Origin of the sequence: Paenibacillus sp. FSL R7-0312, from assembly GCF_038004445.1 — a bacterium.
Classification (GTDB): Bacteria; Bacillota; Bacilli; order Paenibacillales; family Paenibacillaceae; genus Paenibacillus_AQ.
This window is the reverse complement of sequence record NZ_JBBORE010000001.1, coordinates 1,365,927-1,384,530: the sequence shown is the minus strand read 5'-3', so window position 1 is coordinate 1,384,530 and position 18,604 is coordinate 1,365,927. Positions and strand designations below refer to the sequence as shown.

Below are 18,604 nucleotides of genomic sequence, written 5' to 3'. Positions count from 1 at the left end.
CAAAATATTAACCCCTCATAGTCCTTTTTTACTGTACCATAGCCTGAAGAAAAATTTCAACTTTCTTCACACAACAAAACCCGCGAAAATCGCGGGTTTAATCCAAAATTATGCGTTTTAAACAGATATATCGTGTCCAAAAAGTGACATTTTTTAATTTTGCGTGGAGGGCGCAGAATCAGGTGTAAGCATTTTCATTAAGGACTCATATTCAGCCTCATCCACATACCTTGCAATGATCTCCTGCAGTTCCTTTACTTCACTCTCTGTCAACCCGCCTTCCATAGCAGAGGAAATTTTTAGCATTTCCTCCTGCGGAAGCTTATTCATTAGAATATTGAAGATATTGGATTTCTCATCCGCAGGAAGATTCTCCTTCAAGTCATTGATTGCGCCTGGCGTCATCACCAGCTCCTGATCCAGCGCACTGTCACTCTGTTCTTCTCCGGCCGCCGCTTGTCCCATTACAGGCAGCGCATCCTCCGGCACCGTTTCGTCTACCGTATCCCCAGTGTCACTCGCAGGGGGTTCTCCTTCAGTTCCTTTTTCTCCGTCCACCTTGCTTGAGTCTGCCTCTTTAATGGAATCCTCAGCACCTTTGGTTGTGGCACCGCTGCTGCTTCCCATCCCCGTCAGACTTTTCACGAAGCCAAGCATGCCCGGCTCTGGCCCATCGACCTTAATATCAAACCCCGCCAGTACCGACTGAATATACGTATTGACCACATACGCAGTCGTCAGCATGGACAGCCCGCTGGCCAGCACAACAATCAGGCATACGCTAAGCGCCCGTTTCACTAATTTCATCATCATCGCTCCCTTATGCCCTTGCTCTATTCCATCTCCGGAGAATCAGTCCTTGTTGATCCTATTCTCTCAGTATTGACTAGAACCCGGCCCGGGAAACGTCCATGATCCATAGAAAAGCAGGCTATCGGCCGCAAACATACAAAAACAGGAGCCTCTCCCGAGGCCCCTGCTCCTGTAATCCATATTCATTCTGCTTCATTCTAGATATAGATTGGCAATACCTGATTCGTCTGTTCCCGGTTACGGCCTACGGAGAAGATGGAGATAGGAATACCCGTCAGCTCGGATACGCGTTCTACATATTTGCGTGTGTTAGCCGGCAGATCTTCCAGTGTCTTCGCCGAAGTAATATCCTCGCTCCAGCCTGGAAGCTCTTCATAGACAGCTTCGCATTCCGCCAGCATTTTGAGGCTGGCCGGGTAATGCGTAATGATCTCTCCGCGGAACTTGTAGCCTGTGCAGATCTTGACGGTTTCAAGGCCGCTCAGCACGTCCAGTGAGTTCAGGGACAGGCCTGTGATTCCGCTGACGCGGCGGGCGTGACGCACAACCACACTGTCGAACCAGCCCACGCGGCGTGCGCGTCCGGTTACAGTACCGTACTCATGGCCTGTTTCGCGGATATAATCACCAGTAGCATCGTTCAATTCTGTAGGGAAGGGACCGTCGCCCACACGGGTAGTGTAAGCTTTAGCCACCCCAATAACCTGTTTGATCTTGGACGGGCCAACGCCCGAACCGATGCAGACCCCGCCTGCCGATGGATTCGAAGAAGTTACGAACGGATAAGTCCCTTGGTCGATATCAAGCATTACACCCTGTGCACCCTCGAACAATACTCTGGACTCTGCATCAATAGCATCATTCAGCACCACCGAAGTATCCGTCACATAACCGCGCAGCACTTCAGCATACTCCAGATATTTGGTCAGAATTTCTTCTACATTCAGGGGTTCCGCTCCGTATACCTGAGTGATGACCTGATTCTTCTCTTCCATTAATGGACGGAGTCTCAGTTCGAATTCCTCGGCATCCATCAGATCGGCAATACGGATACCGTTACGGGCCGCTTTATCCATGTAGCACGGGCCGATACCCTTGCGTGTTGTTCCGATTTTGTTCGGACCCTTGCGGTCTTCTTCAAGCGCGTCCAGCAGCATATGATATGGCATAATGACATGGGCACGGTCGCTGATCACGAGGTTCTTTGTATCAAAGCCATTCTCATGAATATAATTAATTTCTTGAATCAGGGCTTCTGGATTGATAACCATTCCGTTGCCGATAACACAAGTTTTCTCTTTATAAAATACACCTGATGGAATCAAGCTCAGCTTGAACTTCTTTCCGTCAATCAGAATCGTGTGACCGGCATTGTTACCCCCTTGATACCGAGCGACCACATCTGCACTCTCTGCCAGAAAATCCGTGATCTTTCCTTTGCCTTCGTCTCCCCATTGTGTTCCCACGACGACTACCGTTGACATGTTCATTCCTCCGTAGGTGCTAGCAAGCACCATTATTTTTCAAAATAGAAGAATTTATATGCTCACGCTATAAATTATCATGATTAAGCTATAAATTTCCCTTCTATTTCCACGCTGAAACCCACCGTCCCTTTATAAGGACAGCGAAGCTGTTTCCACTTGTAATATGGGCTCTGTACGGACTTCTTATGTACGCAGCCCCCCGGACACCAGGGCGGGCCAGCCCGCCAAAGCACAATAATCAGTGTAACAGCGGCACTTTTTAAAGTCAAATAAAAACGAACGATCGCAGTTGAATATGTGCGATCGTTCGTGTATTGTGCGAAATTCGCCTAACCTGCGAACGGTTCCGCATGTGCCCGCTCGTAGTTGACGAACTTGTTAAAGTTCTTGAGGAACACCAGCTCTACCGTGCCTACGGGACCGTTACGCTGTTTGGCGATGATGATTTCAATAATATTCTTCTTCTCGGTATCCTGATTGTAGTAATCGTCACGGTACAGGAACGCTACGATATCGGCATCCTGCTCGATCGAACCCGATTCACGAAGGTCACTCATCATCGGCCGTTTGTCCTGACGCTGCTCCACACCACGGCTGAGCTGGGACAGGGCAATAACCGGAACATCAAGCTCACGGGCAATCTGCTTCAGGGTACGGGAGATTTCGGATACTTCCTGCTGGCGGTTCTCTCCGGCCTTGCCGCGGCCCTGGATCAGCTGCAGGTAGTCGATGACGATCATACCGAGGCCTTTTTCCTTCTTCAGCCGGCGGCATTTCGCGCGGATATCTGTAACGGTAACCCCCGGTGTATCGTCGATATAAATTTCAGCCTCAGACAACGACTGGATCCCCATGGTCAGCTTGGACCAGTCATCATCGCTTTTGAAATCACCGGTACGCATAATATTGGCGTCCAGATTGGCTTCTGCGCAGATCATACGCTGTACCAGCTGGGGCGCGGACATTTCCAGACTGAAGATCGCTACGGTCTCTTTGGCACGGACCGCAACATTCTGGGCAATATTCAAGGCGAATGCCGTCTTCCCTACGGATGGACGGGCAGCCACAATGATTAAGTCGTTACGCTGGAAACCGTTCGTCATATGGTCAAGATCGGCAAAACCGGACGGAATCCCCGAAGTGCCGCCCTTGTTCTGATGGAGCAGCTCCACCCGGTCGAATACCTGCATCAGCACATCGCGGATGGCAATGAACCCGCTGCCGCTGCGGCGGTTAGAGATCTCGAGGATCCGCCGCTCGGCATCACTCAGCATGATGCCTACATCTTCGCCGCCCGTATAACCTTCGCTGACAATCTGCGTTGCTGTACGGATCAGCCGCCGCAGCATCGCCTTCTCTTCTATAATCTGTGCATAATAGTCGACGTTGGCCGCAGTCGGTACTGCATGCGCCAGCTTAGCCAAATAGCTGACACCGCCGACATCCTCAAGCTCACCCTTGTCCTGGAGCCGGGATGTCAATGTAATCAGATCAATCGGCTGGCTCTCTTCTCCGAGCTGCACCATCGCCTCAAATATCATCTGATGCGGTTTGTCGTAGAAGTCTTCGGTATTCACCCGCTCCATCGCGGTAATAAGCGCTTCATCCGACAGCAGAACCGCACCTAGTACGGCCTGTTCTGCCTCTAGATTCTGCGGGGGAACCCGATCGAAAAAGAGATCTCCACCCATTCTACTCCTCCGTTACCTGCACCGTGAGGTTAGCCTTTACTTCAGTGTGCAGCTTCACTGTTACCTGGAACGTGCCTACATGGCGGATCGGATCGCTCAGCTCAATCTTGCGCTTGTCGATCACGATTCCCTGCGTAGCGGCCAGCGTTTCGCCGATCTGTTTGCTGGTGATTGCCCCGAACAGACGGCCGCCTTCGCCGGCTTTGGCCTTCAGCGTCAGGGTCAGCTCATCAATCTTCTTGCCGAGCTGAACAGCTTCCTCTTTCTCCTGGTCCTTACGGCGCTGTTCCGCTGCCGCCTGGTTCTCCAGCGTCTTCACATTGCCATCGGTAGCCGGACGAACCAGTCCGCGCGGCAGCAGGAAGTTGGCTGCATAACCTTCCGATACCTCTTTAACCTGCCCCTTCTTGCCTTGACCCTTAACATCCTTGATGAAAATGACCTTCATTCGAATAGCCCCTCTTTCGCTTCAATTTCAGCCAGTACTGCAAGCAGTCTGGCTTCTGCTTCCTTGCTGGTTCCTTCAAGCTGTACAGCCGCGTTGGACAGATGTCCGCCGCCGCCCAGCTTCTCCATAACCACTTGTACATTCATCCGCCCCAGTGACCGGGCACTGATGCCGATCAGTCCGTCAGGCCGCTCACTGATCACGAATGAGGCAACCACATTGGTCATCCCCAGCAGCGTATCCGCCGTCTGGGCAATCAGCAGCTGTGGAATTTTCATTCCCGGCGCAGTAACCACCAGCGCGATATGATCGTATACCATCCGCGCATGCTTGATAATCTCCGCCTTGGAGATGTACTCCTGCAGATCCTCCTTCAGCATGCGCTGAATCAGAATCGTATCTGCCCCGATACGCCTCAGGAAGCCGGCTGCCTCGAAGGTCCGCGACCCGGTATGCAGTGCGAAATGCTTCGTATCGACCGTAATGCCCGCCAGCAGCATGGTAGCCTCCAGCGGACTGAGCTTGATCTTGTCGTGAATATACTGCAGCAGTTCGGTCACCAGCTCACAGGTTGAAGATGCATAAGGCTCCAGATACACGAGCACTGCATCATTGATGAACTCTTCTCCCCGGCGGTGATGATCTACTACGACGATCCGGCTGGCGTATTGCACCAGCCGCGGCTCCATGGTCATGGAAGCCTTATGTGTATCTACAACGATCAGCAGCGTATGCTCTGTCATGACCTGCAGCGCCTGCTCTGTCGTGATGAAGGTCTTGTATAGCGCTTCATCCTTACGGATCTGCTCCATCATGCGGGTAATGGACGGATTCGGCGTCTCCATTACAATACTGGCTTCCACGTTGTACATCTGCGCAGCCTTGAGCAGGCCGATTGCTGCACCTACAGCGTCGATATCAGGCACCCGGTGCCCCATAATCAGCACCCGGTCGCTCTCCTGCATCAAATCGCGCAGGGCATGGGCGATCACCCTTGCCCGTACCCTCGTCCGTTTCTCTGCGGCATTGCTCTTGCCGCCGTAAAAGGAGAGCCGCTGGCCCGCCTTCACAGCCGCCTGATCGCCGCCTCGGCCCAGTGCCATATCCAGACTCGACTGGGCAAGAGCTCCGAGCTCACTGGCCGATTCCGAGCCATAGGCAAGGCCTATGCTGAGCGTCATCGGCACCTTGAGATCAGCCGTCATCTCGCGGACCTCATCTAGTACAACGAACCGGCTCTCCTCCAGCGCCTGGAGACTGCGGTGATTCAGCAGCATCAGATACCGCTCTGAGGACAGGCGGCGCAGATAGACTTCAAACTGTTTGCTCCACTCCGTAATCTCGCTGGCTACCTTCGCGATCAGTGACGTGCGCTGCTGATCGTCCATTCCCTGGGCTGCTTCATCCAGATTGTCCATCATTACAATACCGATCGCCAGCTTTTCTTCCTCATACCGCTCACGCAGGACCACCAGCTCAGTGATATCGTAGAGATAGAGCAGACGTTCACTTGGAATCACCACCACCTGATAATAGCGGTCATCGACCGTGATCTCCTGGCGGTGATCCTTCAGCGCACCGTCTTTGGCAGGTTCGCGCTTCTGCGGTATATTCTTCAGAGAGGCAATGACATCAGGCATCAGCTCTTGCATATCTTCACCCACAAGAGTCTTGCGGGTGAAGATTTGGCTGGCATTGCGGTTATTCCACTCCACTGTACGGTCCTCACTGTACAGGATAATCCCTAAGGGAAGCATACTTACAGCCTCACCTTCCACCCGTTTAATGCGGAAGGAGAGGCCGTTAATATAATCTACAAGGTTGCGGCGGAACGACAGCTCGGCCTGCAGCATGGTGAAACACAATGTGCCGGCCAGAAAGAGGCTGGCAACACCGAGGACCCAGTTATAGATACTGACCACTATAATCAGGACCAGCAGCAGCAAGAACGCCCACACGGTATGATACCCGTGCCAGCGTCTTTGCAGAAATTTTGGCATGAGCTCTCACCCTATCGTTTCGATTTCTTCACAAGCTCCCGCAGCGGAAACGCCAGATCGACAACACCGATAATCCAGAATCCCGGCAGGACGATAACAGGTATCGCCAGCAGCAGCGCTACTATCTTGCTCCACTTCCGTTCATGTATCAGGAAGAAGAGGAAACCGATGGTTTGAATCTTGAATGCGATTTGCAGCAGCGGCAGCAGATTGGCCGAGACCATCAGCATGAAGCCGCTGTCCGCACCGCCGAAGAGCAGGCTGAGCACTACACCGAGCAGATAATACCAGATGAAGGCTCTGGACAGTCTCCACTCCCGTGCAGGCTTCAGTCTTGGCACCGCGTATTCCATGCTGTTCAGAATCGGACGGACAATGGAATGCGTAATGACAGCTATGATGAATGCGCTGAGGATGAGCGTCATCGGAATAGCCTGGATGGTCATCCAGCTCATCATGCCAATCTGATCCGATGAGATAGTGATCTCGGAGAGCAGAGGATTGCTTGCCCCCATAGTGGCCAGCCAGTCCGTATAAGTCTGCAGAACATCGTATACATAATCGTACAAGTTAAACTGCAGGAACGTAGTGCTGATTAACAGAATCAGCAGGAATTCACCTAATACTGCGACCATACCGGCAATTAGCGTAGACATCGCAGAGGCGCGTTTCTTATACCGGCGTCCCATTACAAGGGCCGGTATCAGGAAATAAATGGCTATCAATACGTAAAACGGTGTAATCAGGCCCACAATCAGCAGGACCGGCACTATATGCAGAATAAACTGCTTCGTGCTAAGCGTCGTAAAGAGCACAATGGCCGGGATAATCATAAAGAGCGTCGTGATAAGCAGCAATGGGGTGGACAGGGATAACAGCAGCAGCAGATAAGCTATGCTCCAAGCCACAGATGTCCAGCGAAATTTCAACAGTATTCACCTCTTACGCATATGTTCTTCTAGTGCAGATATATCCTGGTACCATTCTTCCAGCTGATGGCCTTCCTGCCTATGCTTCCTCAGCTTCTCCATGAGCAAGTCATCCAGTTCACGATAAGGGATACCAAGTCTGCGCCCCAATATATATGAGCTCATAATCAGGCTGGCCAGGCTGTCGCCTACACGGGCGGTACTGCCTTCCCACAACGCTTTGAATAACCGTGAGACTTGATCGATTACTTCAGTCTTTAACCACTCAATTACCTTGGCGCGTTTGGCCACGTCCAGGTCCTTCGGCACATTGGGCACGTCTCTCTACCTCCGGCAAAAAGCATTATTCTCCATTATAGCATAAATATTTCCGAGCCACACGGACGCCAGCCTCCCGGATCATCCGCATGGCGGAGCCTTACAACCGGGTGTGATTCCTGGACTTTACAGGCATACCGGCAGGTATCCACAGCCTGCCTTTCAAAAAAGGCCCGCATTCCGTTACGCCGGAAATACAGGCCTTGGTTCCTTAAGCATTTGTCGCCATATGGATGAGGTTATAACGATTCCTGGGATTGTCGCGAGACAACCTTTTCGCAATATTCGATGATCTGACTCCGGCGCACAATACCAATGAACCGTTTCATGTCGTCAACTACAGGTACAAAGTTCTGTACTTTGGCCAGGTTAATCAAGTCCTCCATATCCGCATCAATGGATACCGGCAGATTGTTCATCCGCAGCGGTACATCCTTAAGCAGATATTTGGAAGCATTCTCAAAAGTAACGGCGCCGCCCGACTCCTTCATGTACCAGAGCAAATCACCTTCTGTGACTGTTCCGGCATATTCCCCGTTCCGGTTCAGAATCGGCACTGCGGTATAGCGGTGAAACTCCATCCGTTCCAAGGTCTGGCGCAGCGTCGAATCCAGTGTAACGCAAGCTACCTCCTGTTTCGGAAGTAAAAAAAACGCAATATTCATCTCTTGATCCTCCTCAAAGAGTTCCGAAGGAATGATGCTCTACCCTTCCGTGCTGCAAGGCCCACCGTAGTTATACGCCTGAGACAGCAATTCGTTCCACTTCATTATACCATGAAGACAATAAACAGCAGCCATTAACCTTGCGAATGGCTGCTGTTTTTATGCGGGACAGAAAGTACGTGTCCGCCCTTACTGGGCTGTAGCTGTAGCCGCAGGCTCCAGGGCATTCTCTGCTTTGCCTGGTTCAATTAGCTGGTCCACTGGTGTGCTGGCATTCATCCAGTTATCGATCATGGCCTTAGCTTCGCTCAGATCCTCTTCATCAACAATATCGTAATACACGCCATTGATGCGTTCGCCTTCGCCCATCACCGTGAAGCTGGAGATATCCATATCCTTGCCGCCCATGAATTTCTTGGCCAGACTGATAATCGTGGAAGGCTGTATGTCTGTTTTGAAATTATCACCCATAATATCCAGCAACTCCGGGATGTTGCCGATTTGGCTGATTGATAACATTTTATTCGCTACCACATCGATAAATACCTGCTGGCGTTTGGTCCGGTTGAAATCGCTATCCTCACGGTAACGGGTGTAGTTAAGCGCCTCTTCACCACTGTAATTCGACTTATTGGCCTTAATGGTGAATTTCTCATGATCTGCACCTTTGTTGACAATATCCTTCTTGATCGGCAGCGGAACACCGCCAATAGCGTCAACCGCATCCTTCAGGCCCTGGAAATTAATTGTGGCATAATATTGAATATCATGGCCAAGCAGTGCTTCCAGGGTATCTTTAGCCATTTGCTGGCCGCCAAAAGCATATGCATGCGTGATTTTGTCCTTCTTATTGTCACCATGCCCGATAATTTCCGTGTACGTGTCACGGGGGATAGAGATCAGCAGAATCTTATAATCCTCCGGACGGATAACAGCATAGATCATTGTATCGGACCGGGCCACTTCATTGCCCCGCTGGTCTGTACCCAGGAGCATTAAAGAGAACGGGTCGCTTTTGAATACTACCGGGGCTGGTTTAACCGTTGTGGTAGTTGTACCGTTATTCTCCAACGGCTGGTAGGATTCTTCCGCCAGCTTGGTTTCCACCTGATCCGACAAAAAGAGGTCAAAGGCCAGCACCGCGAGCGGCTTCTGGAACAAAAATCCTCCAGCTACAATGACCAGGGCTACAATGAGTGCAATGTATCTTTTCTTCAATTTTTTTATTTTTTTCATAATTATAATTCCTTCTTTATGGTGGATTGTACATATGATTGCCGTGCTCTATTTACAATGCCTGCCTGAACTTTCAGACAGTCATGACTGGGCTCTTCTTGCTGCTATGCGCTGCCCTGCTTAAGGATATGGTTCCCCCTTTCCGGGATTCGGGTCGTTCCATTTGTAGAATAAACCTGGAAAACTGCTTTGACACATAAACAATATTTCTATTGTAATCACTTCACACCTAAAAAGAAACAACAAATAACGACAGCATCGGCGCGATAGCCGCTTGTATTCCTTAAAGTATATGACGCAAGAAAGTCCGTTTTGATGCTCATTTCCAAAAAATAAATAAAAAATGACGGTCCGCACTGCCTGCCTAGGCAACAGATCGGACCGTCATTATTTAACTAATCCATTTCCTTGATCCACCAGTTCTGCGGATCACGTATATTGCTGAGCGCATTCGTAGATACACCCTGGAGGCGTTCATTAATCGCGGTAATATTAGAGCGTTCGGAGAAAAAGATCATCGGAACCTCGTCATTAATCAGCTTCTGCCATTCATAATAAACCTCTTTGCGGAAATCCTGGTCGTAAGCTTTCAGGCTTACCCCGTCACGGATAAGTTCCTCGCTGCGCTTGGACGTCCACCGCGGATAATTCCACGAATCGGTTGCCCGCCATAAGCCCGAAGGATCTGGGTCGCTCGCCAGCCCCCATACACCGTTAAACAGCTCTACGGACGGATCATCGGACTCTACCGCTTCATAAAAGCTGTTCAGCTCCTTCAGGCTGCCGCCGTTTAACTGAACATCCAGGCCGACATCATGCCAGTTCTGCAGAATCGCTGCAGTACGCGCCTCTGCTGTTTTGCTGCCGGACATAGCGTCGTAATGAATCGTGAATTTTTTACCGCCTGGGTCCTCGCGGAGCCCGTCTCCGTCCGTATCGAGATATCCTGCCTCATCCAGCAAAGTTTTTGCCTTCTCCGGAAGATAAGCATAGGTATCTATTTCCTGGTCATCGATCTTAGCCCAGCTTGAGCTGGGAATAGGGGTCTCGATCAGTGTTCCCAGGCCATAGGAATATTTATCAATAATACCTTGTCGATCAATCGCATAATACATCGCTTTGCGGAGCCGCTTGTCCTGGAATTTTGGGTTATCCATCACCACTTGGCCGCTCTCTTCATCCCAGTGTCCGAACTTGAACCCTATATATTCATAAGACAGCCCCGGTGTCACTTTGATCTCCACATTGTTCAGCTGGCCTGCAGTCTGGTAGGCATCCCGCGGAAGGGTCCCGATATCAATGCTTCCGGCTTCAAGCAGGGCCGTCATTTCCTTGCTGTCAATTACTTTGTAGGATATTCCGTCCAGCAGAGCTTTCCCTTTATAATAATCATCGAACCGTATCATCTCGACACTCTCACCCGGCACAATAGCCTTAATCATGAAAGGACCGGTGCCAATAGGCTGCTTACGCACCTGATCACTGTCCAGCATATCCTTCACTGTGACTCCCTCAAAATACCTCTTGTTCATGGGATAGGCCCACAGATTATCGATCATGTTTGCCCGCGCTGTATTCATCGTAATGCGCAGCGTATACGGGTCCATCACCTTGAGTCCGGTGATTTCCTTAGCCTCCCCCAGGTGATAAGCTTCGGCTCCCTTAATCATTTCCACGCTATAATACCTGGAGCCTGGATAATCCGGGCTGGCGATGGTCTCCAGGGCAAATTTCCAATCCTCCACGGTCAGCTCATCGCCGTTGTGCCAGCGGACTCCGGGTTTGATGGTGAATGTAAATACCGTATGATCCTCAGATTCCTGCCAAGTGGCAATGTTAGGAGCCGTAGACAAGTCATCGTTGACTTTGAACATGGCTTCCGTAGTGAACTCCAGCACATTCGCATCGTCCTCCCCCTCAATAAAGGCCGGTTCGAAATTGCCCTGAAACGCAGATGAATATCCATATGTTACTGTCCCGCCTGCTATAGGTTCATCGGCTGTTTTGCTTAAGCGCGCCATGTAAGACTGGGCGCCCGGGCTTGGCCCGCTGCATGCAGACAACGCCACCGCAAGCATAAGCGGAAGCATTAGCCGGCCGATGATATATTTTGACATATATTTCTTCCCTCCCGGGTTCCATCACGCGTTAATGTAAGCGGTTTCTACACTTAATTTTACTATAACTCTGATTGTTCAGCTCATGGACATTTGAATACGCCACATAATAGAGGATAACCAATATTGGCTCTAAAGTGAAGCCTTTAATTTCTATTTGCTCTGCTGAAGCCCCCGTGATATATGAAAAAAGCCTGCCCTAACGGGCAGACTCCTGGAGTAATCACACTTATTTCTCCTCCTCGGGATGTATGATGCTAAGGCCTTCAACATGCCTCTTCTGCATCAGTTTGCGCTTCTTGCGGGTATCCTTGCTCTCGAAAATAATATCAAAATCATAATCCTCGGGGTATAGCTCCTCTTTGGACAGGTATGGCTTCAACCGCTTATGGTTTACGGTTATTTTCTGTTTCTGGATCATCACTCCGACCATCCCCCGGCTGTCCTGCTTCATGTATACAATGCCATTACGCCCCAGGGTAGTGACGTAAACAGCATCTCCCACTTCAAAATCGGGCTTCGCCGCCGGCACGCTGTGCCCTGCATCAGCTGCATCATCCCGGTTTTGATCCGGATTGCCGCTCTTAGACGCAGCATTCCTCTTCTCAGCATCAGCAGCTCTTGAACTCTGTTCCTGTCTGTAAGGGCTATTCCACGGCTTCAGGCTGCCTCTATGCTCCTGCTGCTCGGCTACAAGCTGTTTGGCGCGCTCAATTACCGGTTTGTATATGCCAAGCTGCTCGGCTATCTGCAAGGCATAGCTCTCGCCCGCTTCGCCAATCGTCAGCCGGTACAGCGGTTGGAGAGTCTCTTTATCAAATTCCATCCGTGCATTCTGGAATCCCGGTGAAGCCGCAGCAAATACCTTAAGTTCGTTGAAGTGAGTGGTTACCACAATATTAGCGCCTTTACGGTTCAGCTCCTCCAGAATAGCAATCGACAGTGCGAACCCTTCCCCGGGATCCGTACCTGCCGCCAGCTCATCAATCAGCAGCAGTACGCCTCTGCCGGCATCACTAAGCATTCTTTCTATACTCTTCATTTGTGCAGAGAAGGTACTGAGCGACTGCGTCAGACTCTGACCATCGCCAATTACGCTAATTACATTACTGAACACGGTAAAATCACTGCCCGGCGCAACCGGCACCAGCAGTCCGGATTGCGCCATCAACGACAGCAGGCCCAGCGTTTTGAGTACTACCGTTTTGCCGCCTGTATTGGGGCCGGTTACGATCAGAGATTTGTAGCCTTGACCAAACTCCAGACTGACCGGCACCATATCCTTGAGCAGAGGATGCCTGCCTCCATTCATCCGCAGGAAGCCGCGTTCATTGAGTGAGACAGTCCGGGCATTTAGAACCCTGGCATATTTCCCCTTGGCGAAGATGAAATCATAGGTGCCGGTTACTTCAATATTCAGCCGCAGAGCAGCTTGTTCCTGCTCTAGCAGCCCTGTCAGCATACTTAGGATGATTCCTTCCTCGCGGGCTTCATCAGCGGACAACAGCTCAATCTCTCCTTGAAGGGAGGCCACCTCGTCCGGCTCCACGAAGACAGTCTGCCCGCTGGTCGACTGATCGAGCACCGAGCCCTTGATTTGCTTGTGATACTCCCGTTTCACCGGAATCACATACCGGCCGCCGCGCATGCTGATCAGACTCTCCTGGAGGATGGATTTATGGCGCGACATAATACTCTCCAGCTTTCGGTGCAGACGATCCTTGGCCACAGCCAGCCGTTTGCGCACCCGCTCCAGTCCTTTACTGGCCTGATCGTCAATAACACCCAGCCGGATACAACGTTCGATCTCATCCCTGACAGAACTCAGCTCCTGCAGAGAAGCTCCGTAAGCAGCAATACGCGGTGCACTCTGCTCCTTGGAGGCCATATACTTACGCAGCTGTCCACAGCTGTGCAGGAATACGGATACTGCGGTGAAATCCTGCTCATTGTACAGATAACCCGCTCCAAGCAGTGACAGAACCCACTCAATGCCTTCCAGTGACGGAATGGGCACACTCGCCCCCCGCTCCAGCAGCTCTTTGGCTTCGTCCGCTTCATCCAGTGCGCGGTGTATAGCCGGCAGATAGGTCATCGGCGCAAGCTCGCTCACATATCTTCTCCCTTCATAGGATACGGCATGGCGCATTAACTCCTGTTTGATTGTCTCGTATTCCAAGGTGTTCATACTCTGTAGATTCACTCTGATTCCTCCTTGTATAGATGCCTGTATTTCAGGCTTGCTCCCTAACGCAAAAAGGGCGAAGACCCGCCACTGCGGCAGTCTTCGCCCTCCTTTGAATGCTATTCTCCTCTTTGGCTTCAGAAACAGTCCCCACCCGCCGGATGAATACTCCTGAAAACAGAAAAAACCGTGCTGCAAAGAGCACGGTTAATCACAAAGAGAATAATAGCCGTAAAGAGGCCATCATGACGCTTCGCGTGTGTTCTTAACTAAATCATTCATTCTTACAGCCCGCGGCTAATCAGACATGCCCTCTGGACATAGTCTAACAAGACATGCTCCTGCAATGATTGGAGCACGCTGCGGCTTACTGCCGGAATGATATGAAGTTGCTTAGTTAAGAACGCTCACCAACATCAATATTTCCCCTTTAGTTATAGGATACCTGTAATTTACTACATCTGGAATCCGGTTGTCAATTGCCGGCAGAGCAATTCATTACCCATGTAATTCCGTTTTTACCGTCGGCAACCTGTCCATGAAGTGCGCCGAAGAAGGTTTTTTGCAGTTCTACCCTGACCTGCCCGCCCTCTGAGCTCAGTTTCTCATAAATCGCCCGCATCTCATCTTCATTGTCCAGCCCCAGAATAACACTTACATTCTCTGTCTTGGCACCTTTGCCGTAATCATCGGAACTTGCACTGATCACTGATCATTGTTCATTCCTCCAAGTTGAATTTAAATGGACTAACCAGTCTTTCCTCCGTTAGCATATACAATTTTTCATATCTAAAAAATGGCCGGGCTGATCTTCGGATAGCTGCTGATATATAGCTGATACATATATTTAGGCAAAATAACCCCACAAAGTGGGGCCTTAGCTTAGGCGATTATTCAGGCACTTTGCAGGGACTTCCCAACACTCAGAAAAAAAAGCAGCCGGCTTAGCCGGCTGCTTCATAAAACGTCCTATTCCGTTGTGTAAGGCAGCAGCGCGATTTGACGCGAGCGTTTTACAGCAATGGTCAGAGCGCGTTGGTATTTTGCACTTGTACCAGTTACACGACGCGGCAAAATCTTTCCGCGTTCGCTGATGAACTTCTTAAGAAGCTCAGTGTCTTTATAGTCAATGTGAGTAATCTTGTTCACAGTGAAGTAGCACACTTTTTTACGCTTGTTGCGTCCACCACGACGTGCCGGTCTTTTGTCGTTGTCCGCACCTTCTCTTGGTTTAAAAGCCATGTTCAGTTCAGTCCTTCCTTATTAAAATGGCAAATCATCGTCCGATATATCGATCGGTTTTCCATCGCCCGAAAAAGGATCTTGAGTATTGTTGTTACGCGAGAAATTATTGTTATTTCCGCGTGCACTGTTACCGCCGTTACCGCCGCCACCAAAGGCAGGCTCTTCGGGAGTACTTCCACCACTTGGTGCATTTCCGCCTTCACGGTTCTGCGAGGATTCCAGGAATCGGACATTATCAGCAATAACTTCAGTGACGTATACACGTTTACCTTCATTATTCTCGTAATTCCGTACTTGGATGCGTCCTTCTACGGCTGCCAGTCGTCCTTTGCGCAAGTAATTGGCACAGGTCTCAGCCAGCTGTCTCCAGGTTACTACCGGGATAAAGTCCGCTTCGCGTTCACCGTTCTGGCCCGTAAAGTTGCGGTCTACGGCAAGCGTAAACTGCGTTACGGCAACACCAGCGGGAGTATAACGAAGTTCCGGGTCACGGGTCAACCGACCGATCAGAATGATACGGTTCAACAATTCAATCCCCTCCTTATAGCGCGATTCGTTACAAAGCTTGTCAATATCTTAGGCAACGTCGTTCGTAATGAGATAACGAATTACTTCGTCGGAAATCTTCATGAGACGTTCCAATTCGGTAACTACTGCAGGTTCTGCATTGAAGTTAACCAAAACATAAACGCCATCACGGAATTTCTTGATCTCATACGCAAGACGGCGTTTACCTTGCACATCGTGCTTTGTAATTTCTCCGCCGTTGGAGATGATGCCTTGGAATTTTTCGACTGCTGCTTGAACGGCTTCTTGTTCAATGTCAGGACGAATAATGTACATGACTTCATATTTGCGCATAATTTTCACCTCCTTATGGTCTGAGGCCCCTGATCACGTCAGGAGCAAGGAACGAGCACAAACATAGACTCGCACCAAATCAATATACCAAATCCCACTGATGAATGCAAGCTTTATTCATACGCACCTGATCATGGACTTGTATTCATCTTTCGGGGTCCCCGCAAAGCACCGGACTAGTCGCTAAAGCTCGCCCCACTTTGTGGGGTTAATTTATGTACATGAAGATGTCTCTGCAAGGCCACAATATAACCGCTCCACCACTCTACAGAAGGAGGCTTCATACTATGGGCGAGAAAACAGAGTACGAAAAGGGCGATAAAGCCCCCAATCCGGGGGTTTATACAGAAGTAGGCGAAGCGCGCAGCTTCCATACCGAGATCCAGAATCCTAAGCGGATTGAAATGGAGAAGGGAGACACGTTTCCTGAGACCTCCAACCAGAACCGCAAGTGGAAAAAAGTCGAGAAAGCACGCGTGCATTAATTAATCAATTGCATGTATAAAACCTGTCTGGCTGCACATACTATACTCAGGCAGTACAAAAGAGAGGTGTGGTTCCGTTGAACGTCGTAGACGAACACAATCACAGGGATTCTGAATCAGCAACTATTGTAACCCGGGGAGAGTAAAGGCCGCTCCTAAAAAAAGCAGCCTGGCACAACCTGTTTCACTTTAGCGGCTACAGACAGAGATTTCCGAACATCATTGATGTGCTGCCTCTTGAAGAGAGACCTGCAAAGGTCTCTCTTTTTGTATGTCTTCATGCAGAAATAAAAAAACCTTCGTCACCTGAACGAAGGAATAGTAGTTAAAGTATATAATGCTGAAGTGGCGGAGAGGGTGGGATTCGAACCCACGCACGCTGTGACACGCCTAACTGATTTCGAGTCAGCCCCCTTGGGCCTCTTGGGTACCTCTCCGCAGCAAGAATTATTGTATCATGCCAAGGTTACAATTGCAAGCTTTTTGCACTACCGCTTTGCCTCCTGCAGCAAGCTTAATTGTTTTCTCCCCCGCCTTCAGCGGAACGAAGAACCTTCTTCATGTTTTTTTCGAATTTTGCACGGGGGATTAGGACGCTATGCTGACAGCCGGTACATTTAATCCGGATATCCATCCCCATACGGATAATCTCCATCTCGTTCGTTCCGCAGGGATGCGGCTTCTTCATCTGTACAATATCACCCAGCCCGAATACTTTACGTTCCATTATTCTTCTTCCCCTTCCTCTCCCTCTTGCGCAGCAGCTATCTGTCTTCTCGGACTTGCCGGCTGCTCCTCACGGGCTCTACGGGCGCTTCCAGAGAGTCCCTCCTCTTGAGCCGCTTCAGCCTCCCTCGCCTCCCTATCTGCCTGCACACGCGCCTCCTGCTCTGCCTTAGCTGCTTCCAAAGCGCTCTGCTGCTCCAGGGCCTGCTTAATATCACTCTGAATCTGCCGCTCTGCAGAATCCCTGGCGTTAGGCATGCAATTAGCCGCCACCCGGATCACATACTCCGAAGTACTCATCGACTGAATGCCCAGCACATTGGGGTAGTTAATTACACTGGGGTTCCGTTCCTCTATCCCCTTAAGTGCTTCTCCAATCAGTGCAAGAGTTGCTTCTAACCCCCGCTCTATTTTGACAGGCACATCCACCACCGCCAGAGCATTAGCCAGCGAATAATTCGTAACATTTACAATCGTGCCATTAGGTATGATATGCACTTCCCCTGTGGCACTCAGCAGCCGGGTCGTTCTCAGGCCAATCATTTCTACCGTACCTTTATAGGTTCCACTCTGGATGACATCGCCTACTGCAAATTGATCCTCGAAGATGATGAAGAAACCGGTAATTACATCTTTGACCAAACTTTGTGCGCCGAACCCTATCGCCAGCCCCACAACTCCGGCCCCGGCCAGCAGCGGTTTCAGATCGAATTGGAATACAGACAGAATCATCATAATCATGACAAAATTACAGATGAAGGCAACCACATTTTTCATAAGTCCGCCTACTGTTGAGAATCGGCGGTTATTCGCTAAGCGTCTTCCCCGCGTCTCCCTCTCCAGGGAACGGTCAATAACACCCGAGACTACTTTAATAATCACCCGGGTCACAAGAAAAAGCAGCAGAATCTGTACCCCGGAAAACAGCACGGTTGCCCACATATCTGCATTGGTTACCCATTCCCATATTCTATCCTTAAAGCGGACCACTTCGTCGACTGCCTGACCCGGTGTTGTCACTTCCAGCATCCAGTTATTCATCCTGCTTCTGCTCCTCCTTCTCCACAACCTCCACATATCCTATACCATCACTTAATTTGGCAAAGATCCCGCGTATCTCTACATTCTGCTCCGCCACAATGACCCGCACCTCTTCCAATGCATTCCGGTAGAATTGGATCGACATGGCGCAACCGGCTGTAATCTCCTTGGGTGTAGGAAATATATCAATTTCAATCTCCGCATATTCCAGCAGCATCTCAGCGCGCAGCGCCTGCTGGGTCGAATCAAAGGCTATCAGCAGTTCATCCTCCACACTCCACGCCTCCCTCTGGGCTTTTCGTCCTATCTATTGCCGCCATAGTATAAAAAGCCACTTTCATCCATATACTAGGATCA

General features: G+C 50.3%; 19 protein-coding genes and 1 tRNA gene. 1 reads left to right on the top strand and 19 read right to left on the bottom strand.

Annotated elements, in window-relative coordinates; all coding sequences use genetic code 11:
• Nucleotides 1-153: 153 nt before the first annotated feature.
• The 15 genes from MKX70_RS05935 to rpsF form a co-directional block, all read right to left on the bottom strand.
• Nucleotides 154-813, bottom strand: coding sequence for a hypothetical protein (locus tag MKX70_RS05935; protein ID WP_340839666.1), 660 nt, complete (start codon nt 811-813; stop codon nt 154-156).
• Between the two features lie 197 nt (nt 814-1,010).
• A complete protein-coding gene (locus tag MKX70_RS05930; protein ID WP_340839665.1) occupies nt 1,011-2,297 on the bottom strand; it encodes an adenylosuccinate synthase in 1,287 nt (428 codons plus the stop codon).
• 332 nt (nt 2,298-2,629) lie between these two features.
• Nucleotides 2,630-3,991: a replicative DNA helicase gene (dnaB, locus tag MKX70_RS05925; protein ID WP_042140590.1), complete on the bottom strand. Its 1,362-nt coding sequence runs from the start codon at nt 3,989-3,991 to the stop codon at nt 2,630-2,632.
• A gap of 1 nt (nt 3,992) precedes the next feature.
• The gene (gene rplI, locus MKX70_RS05920; protein ID WP_039295840.1) at nt 3,993-4,439 is read right to left on the bottom strand and encodes a 50S ribosomal protein L9; all 447 of its coding nucleotides are present in this window, start codon (nt 4,437-4,439) and stop codon (nt 3,993-3,995) included.
• Nucleotides 4,436-6,439: a DHH family phosphoesterase gene (locus MKX70_RS05915; protein ID WP_042241206.1), complete on the bottom strand. Its 2,004-nt coding sequence runs from the start codon at nt 6,437-6,439 to the stop codon at nt 4,436-4,438. Before MKX70_RS05915 ends, rplI begins: the two co-directional genes overlap by 4 nt.
• An 11-nt stretch (nt 6,440-6,450) precedes the next feature.
• Nucleotides 6,451-7,368, bottom strand: coding sequence for a DUF2232 domain-containing protein (locus tag MKX70_RS05910; protein WP_039295837.1), 918 nt, complete (start codon nt 7,366-7,368; stop codon nt 6,451-6,453).
• Between the two features lie 6 nt (nt 7,369-7,374).
• On the bottom strand, nt 7,375-7,677 hold the full coding sequence (locus tag MKX70_RS05905; protein WP_171717780.1) for a MazG-like family protein: 303 nt from the start codon (nt 7,675-7,677) through the stop codon (nt 7,375-7,377).
• A 248-nt stretch (nt 7,678-7,925) separates the two neighbouring features.
• On the bottom strand, nt 7,926-8,351 hold the full coding sequence (locus MKX70_RS05900) for a CBS domain-containing protein (protein WP_039295831.1): 426 nt from the start codon (nt 8,349-8,351) through the stop codon (nt 7,926-7,928).
• 189 nt (nt 8,352-8,540) lie between these two features.
• On the bottom strand, nt 8,541-9,587 hold the full coding sequence (locus MKX70_RS05895; protein ID WP_042241211.1) for an LCP family protein: 1,047 nt from the start codon (nt 9,585-9,587) through the stop codon (nt 8,541-8,543).
• A 395-nt stretch (nt 9,588-9,982) separates the two neighbouring features.
• Complete coding sequence (gene opp4A / locus MKX70_RS05890; RefSeq protein ID WP_340839664.1) at nt 9,983-11,704, bottom strand: oligopeptide ABC transporter substrate-binding protein; 1,722 nt, start codon at nt 11,702-11,704, stop codon at nt 9,983-9,985.
• A gap of 229 nt (nt 11,705-11,933) precedes the next feature.
• Nucleotides 11,934-13,907, bottom strand: coding sequence for an endonuclease MutS2 (locus tag MKX70_RS05885; protein ID WP_340839663.1), 1,974 nt, complete (start codon nt 13,905-13,907; stop codon nt 11,934-11,936).
• Between the two features lie 457 nt (nt 13,908-14,364).
• Nucleotides 14,365-14,598, bottom strand: coding sequence for a hypothetical protein (locus tag MKX70_RS05880; protein WP_340839661.1), 234 nt, complete (start codon nt 14,596-14,598; stop codon nt 14,365-14,367).
• 260 nt (nt 14,599-14,858) lie between these two features.
• Entirely contained in the window at nt 14,859-15,131 is a 273-nt protein-coding gene (rpsR, locus tag MKX70_RS05875) for a 30S ribosomal protein S18 (protein WP_036699837.1), read from the bottom strand.
• A gap of 21 nt (nt 15,132-15,152) precedes the next feature.
• Nucleotides 15,153-15,662, bottom strand: a complete 510-nt coding sequence (gene ssb / locus MKX70_RS05870) for a single-stranded DNA-binding protein (RefSeq protein ID WP_039295814.1) — start codon at nt 15,660-15,662, stop codon at nt 15,153-15,155.
• A gap of 48 nt (nt 15,663-15,710) precedes the next feature.
• Nucleotides 15,711-15,995 carry a 30S ribosomal protein S6 gene (gene rpsF / locus MKX70_RS05865; protein ID WP_038598251.1) on the bottom strand — a complete coding sequence of 95 codons (285 nt, stop codon included), beginning with the start codon at nt 15,993-15,995 and terminating at the stop codon, nt 15,711-15,713.
• Between the two features lie 287 nt (nt 15,996-16,282).
• Between rpsF and MKX70_RS05860 the strand changes: the two genes are divergently transcribed.
• Nucleotides 16,283-16,480 carry a YjzC family protein gene (locus tag MKX70_RS05860; RefSeq protein WP_039295806.1) on the top strand — a complete coding sequence of 66 codons (198 nt, stop codon included), beginning with the start codon at nt 16,283-16,285 and terminating at the stop codon, nt 16,478-16,480.
• Nucleotides 16,481-16,826: 346 nt separating this feature from the next.
• Here MKX70_RS05860 and MKX70_RS05855 read toward each other — a convergent pair.
• The 4 genes from MKX70_RS05855 to MKX70_RS05840 all read right to left on the bottom strand — a co-directional run bounded on the left by MKX70_RS05855 (nt 16,827) and on the right by MKX70_RS05840 (nt 18,521).
• Nucleotides 16,827-16,917, bottom strand: a tRNA-Ser gene (locus MKX70_RS05855).
• 77 nt (nt 16,918-16,994) lie between these two features.
• Complete coding sequence (locus MKX70_RS05850; protein WP_340839660.1) at nt 16,995-17,207, bottom strand: DUF951 domain-containing protein; 213 nt, start codon at nt 17,205-17,207, stop codon at nt 16,995-16,997.
• Nucleotides 17,207-18,247, bottom strand: coding sequence for a mechanosensitive ion channel family protein (locus MKX70_RS05845; RefSeq protein WP_340839659.1), 1,041 nt, complete (start codon nt 18,245-18,247; stop codon nt 17,207-17,209). The genes MKX70_RS05850 and MKX70_RS05845 overlap by 1 nt, the downstream gene beginning before the upstream one ends.
• A complete protein-coding gene (locus MKX70_RS05840; RefSeq protein WP_340839658.1) occupies nt 18,240-18,521 on the bottom strand; it encodes a DUF3343 domain-containing protein in 282 nt (93 codons plus the stop codon). The genes MKX70_RS05845 and MKX70_RS05840 overlap by 8 nt, the downstream gene beginning before the upstream one ends.
• Between the last annotated feature and the right edge of the window lie 83 nt (nt 18,522-18,604).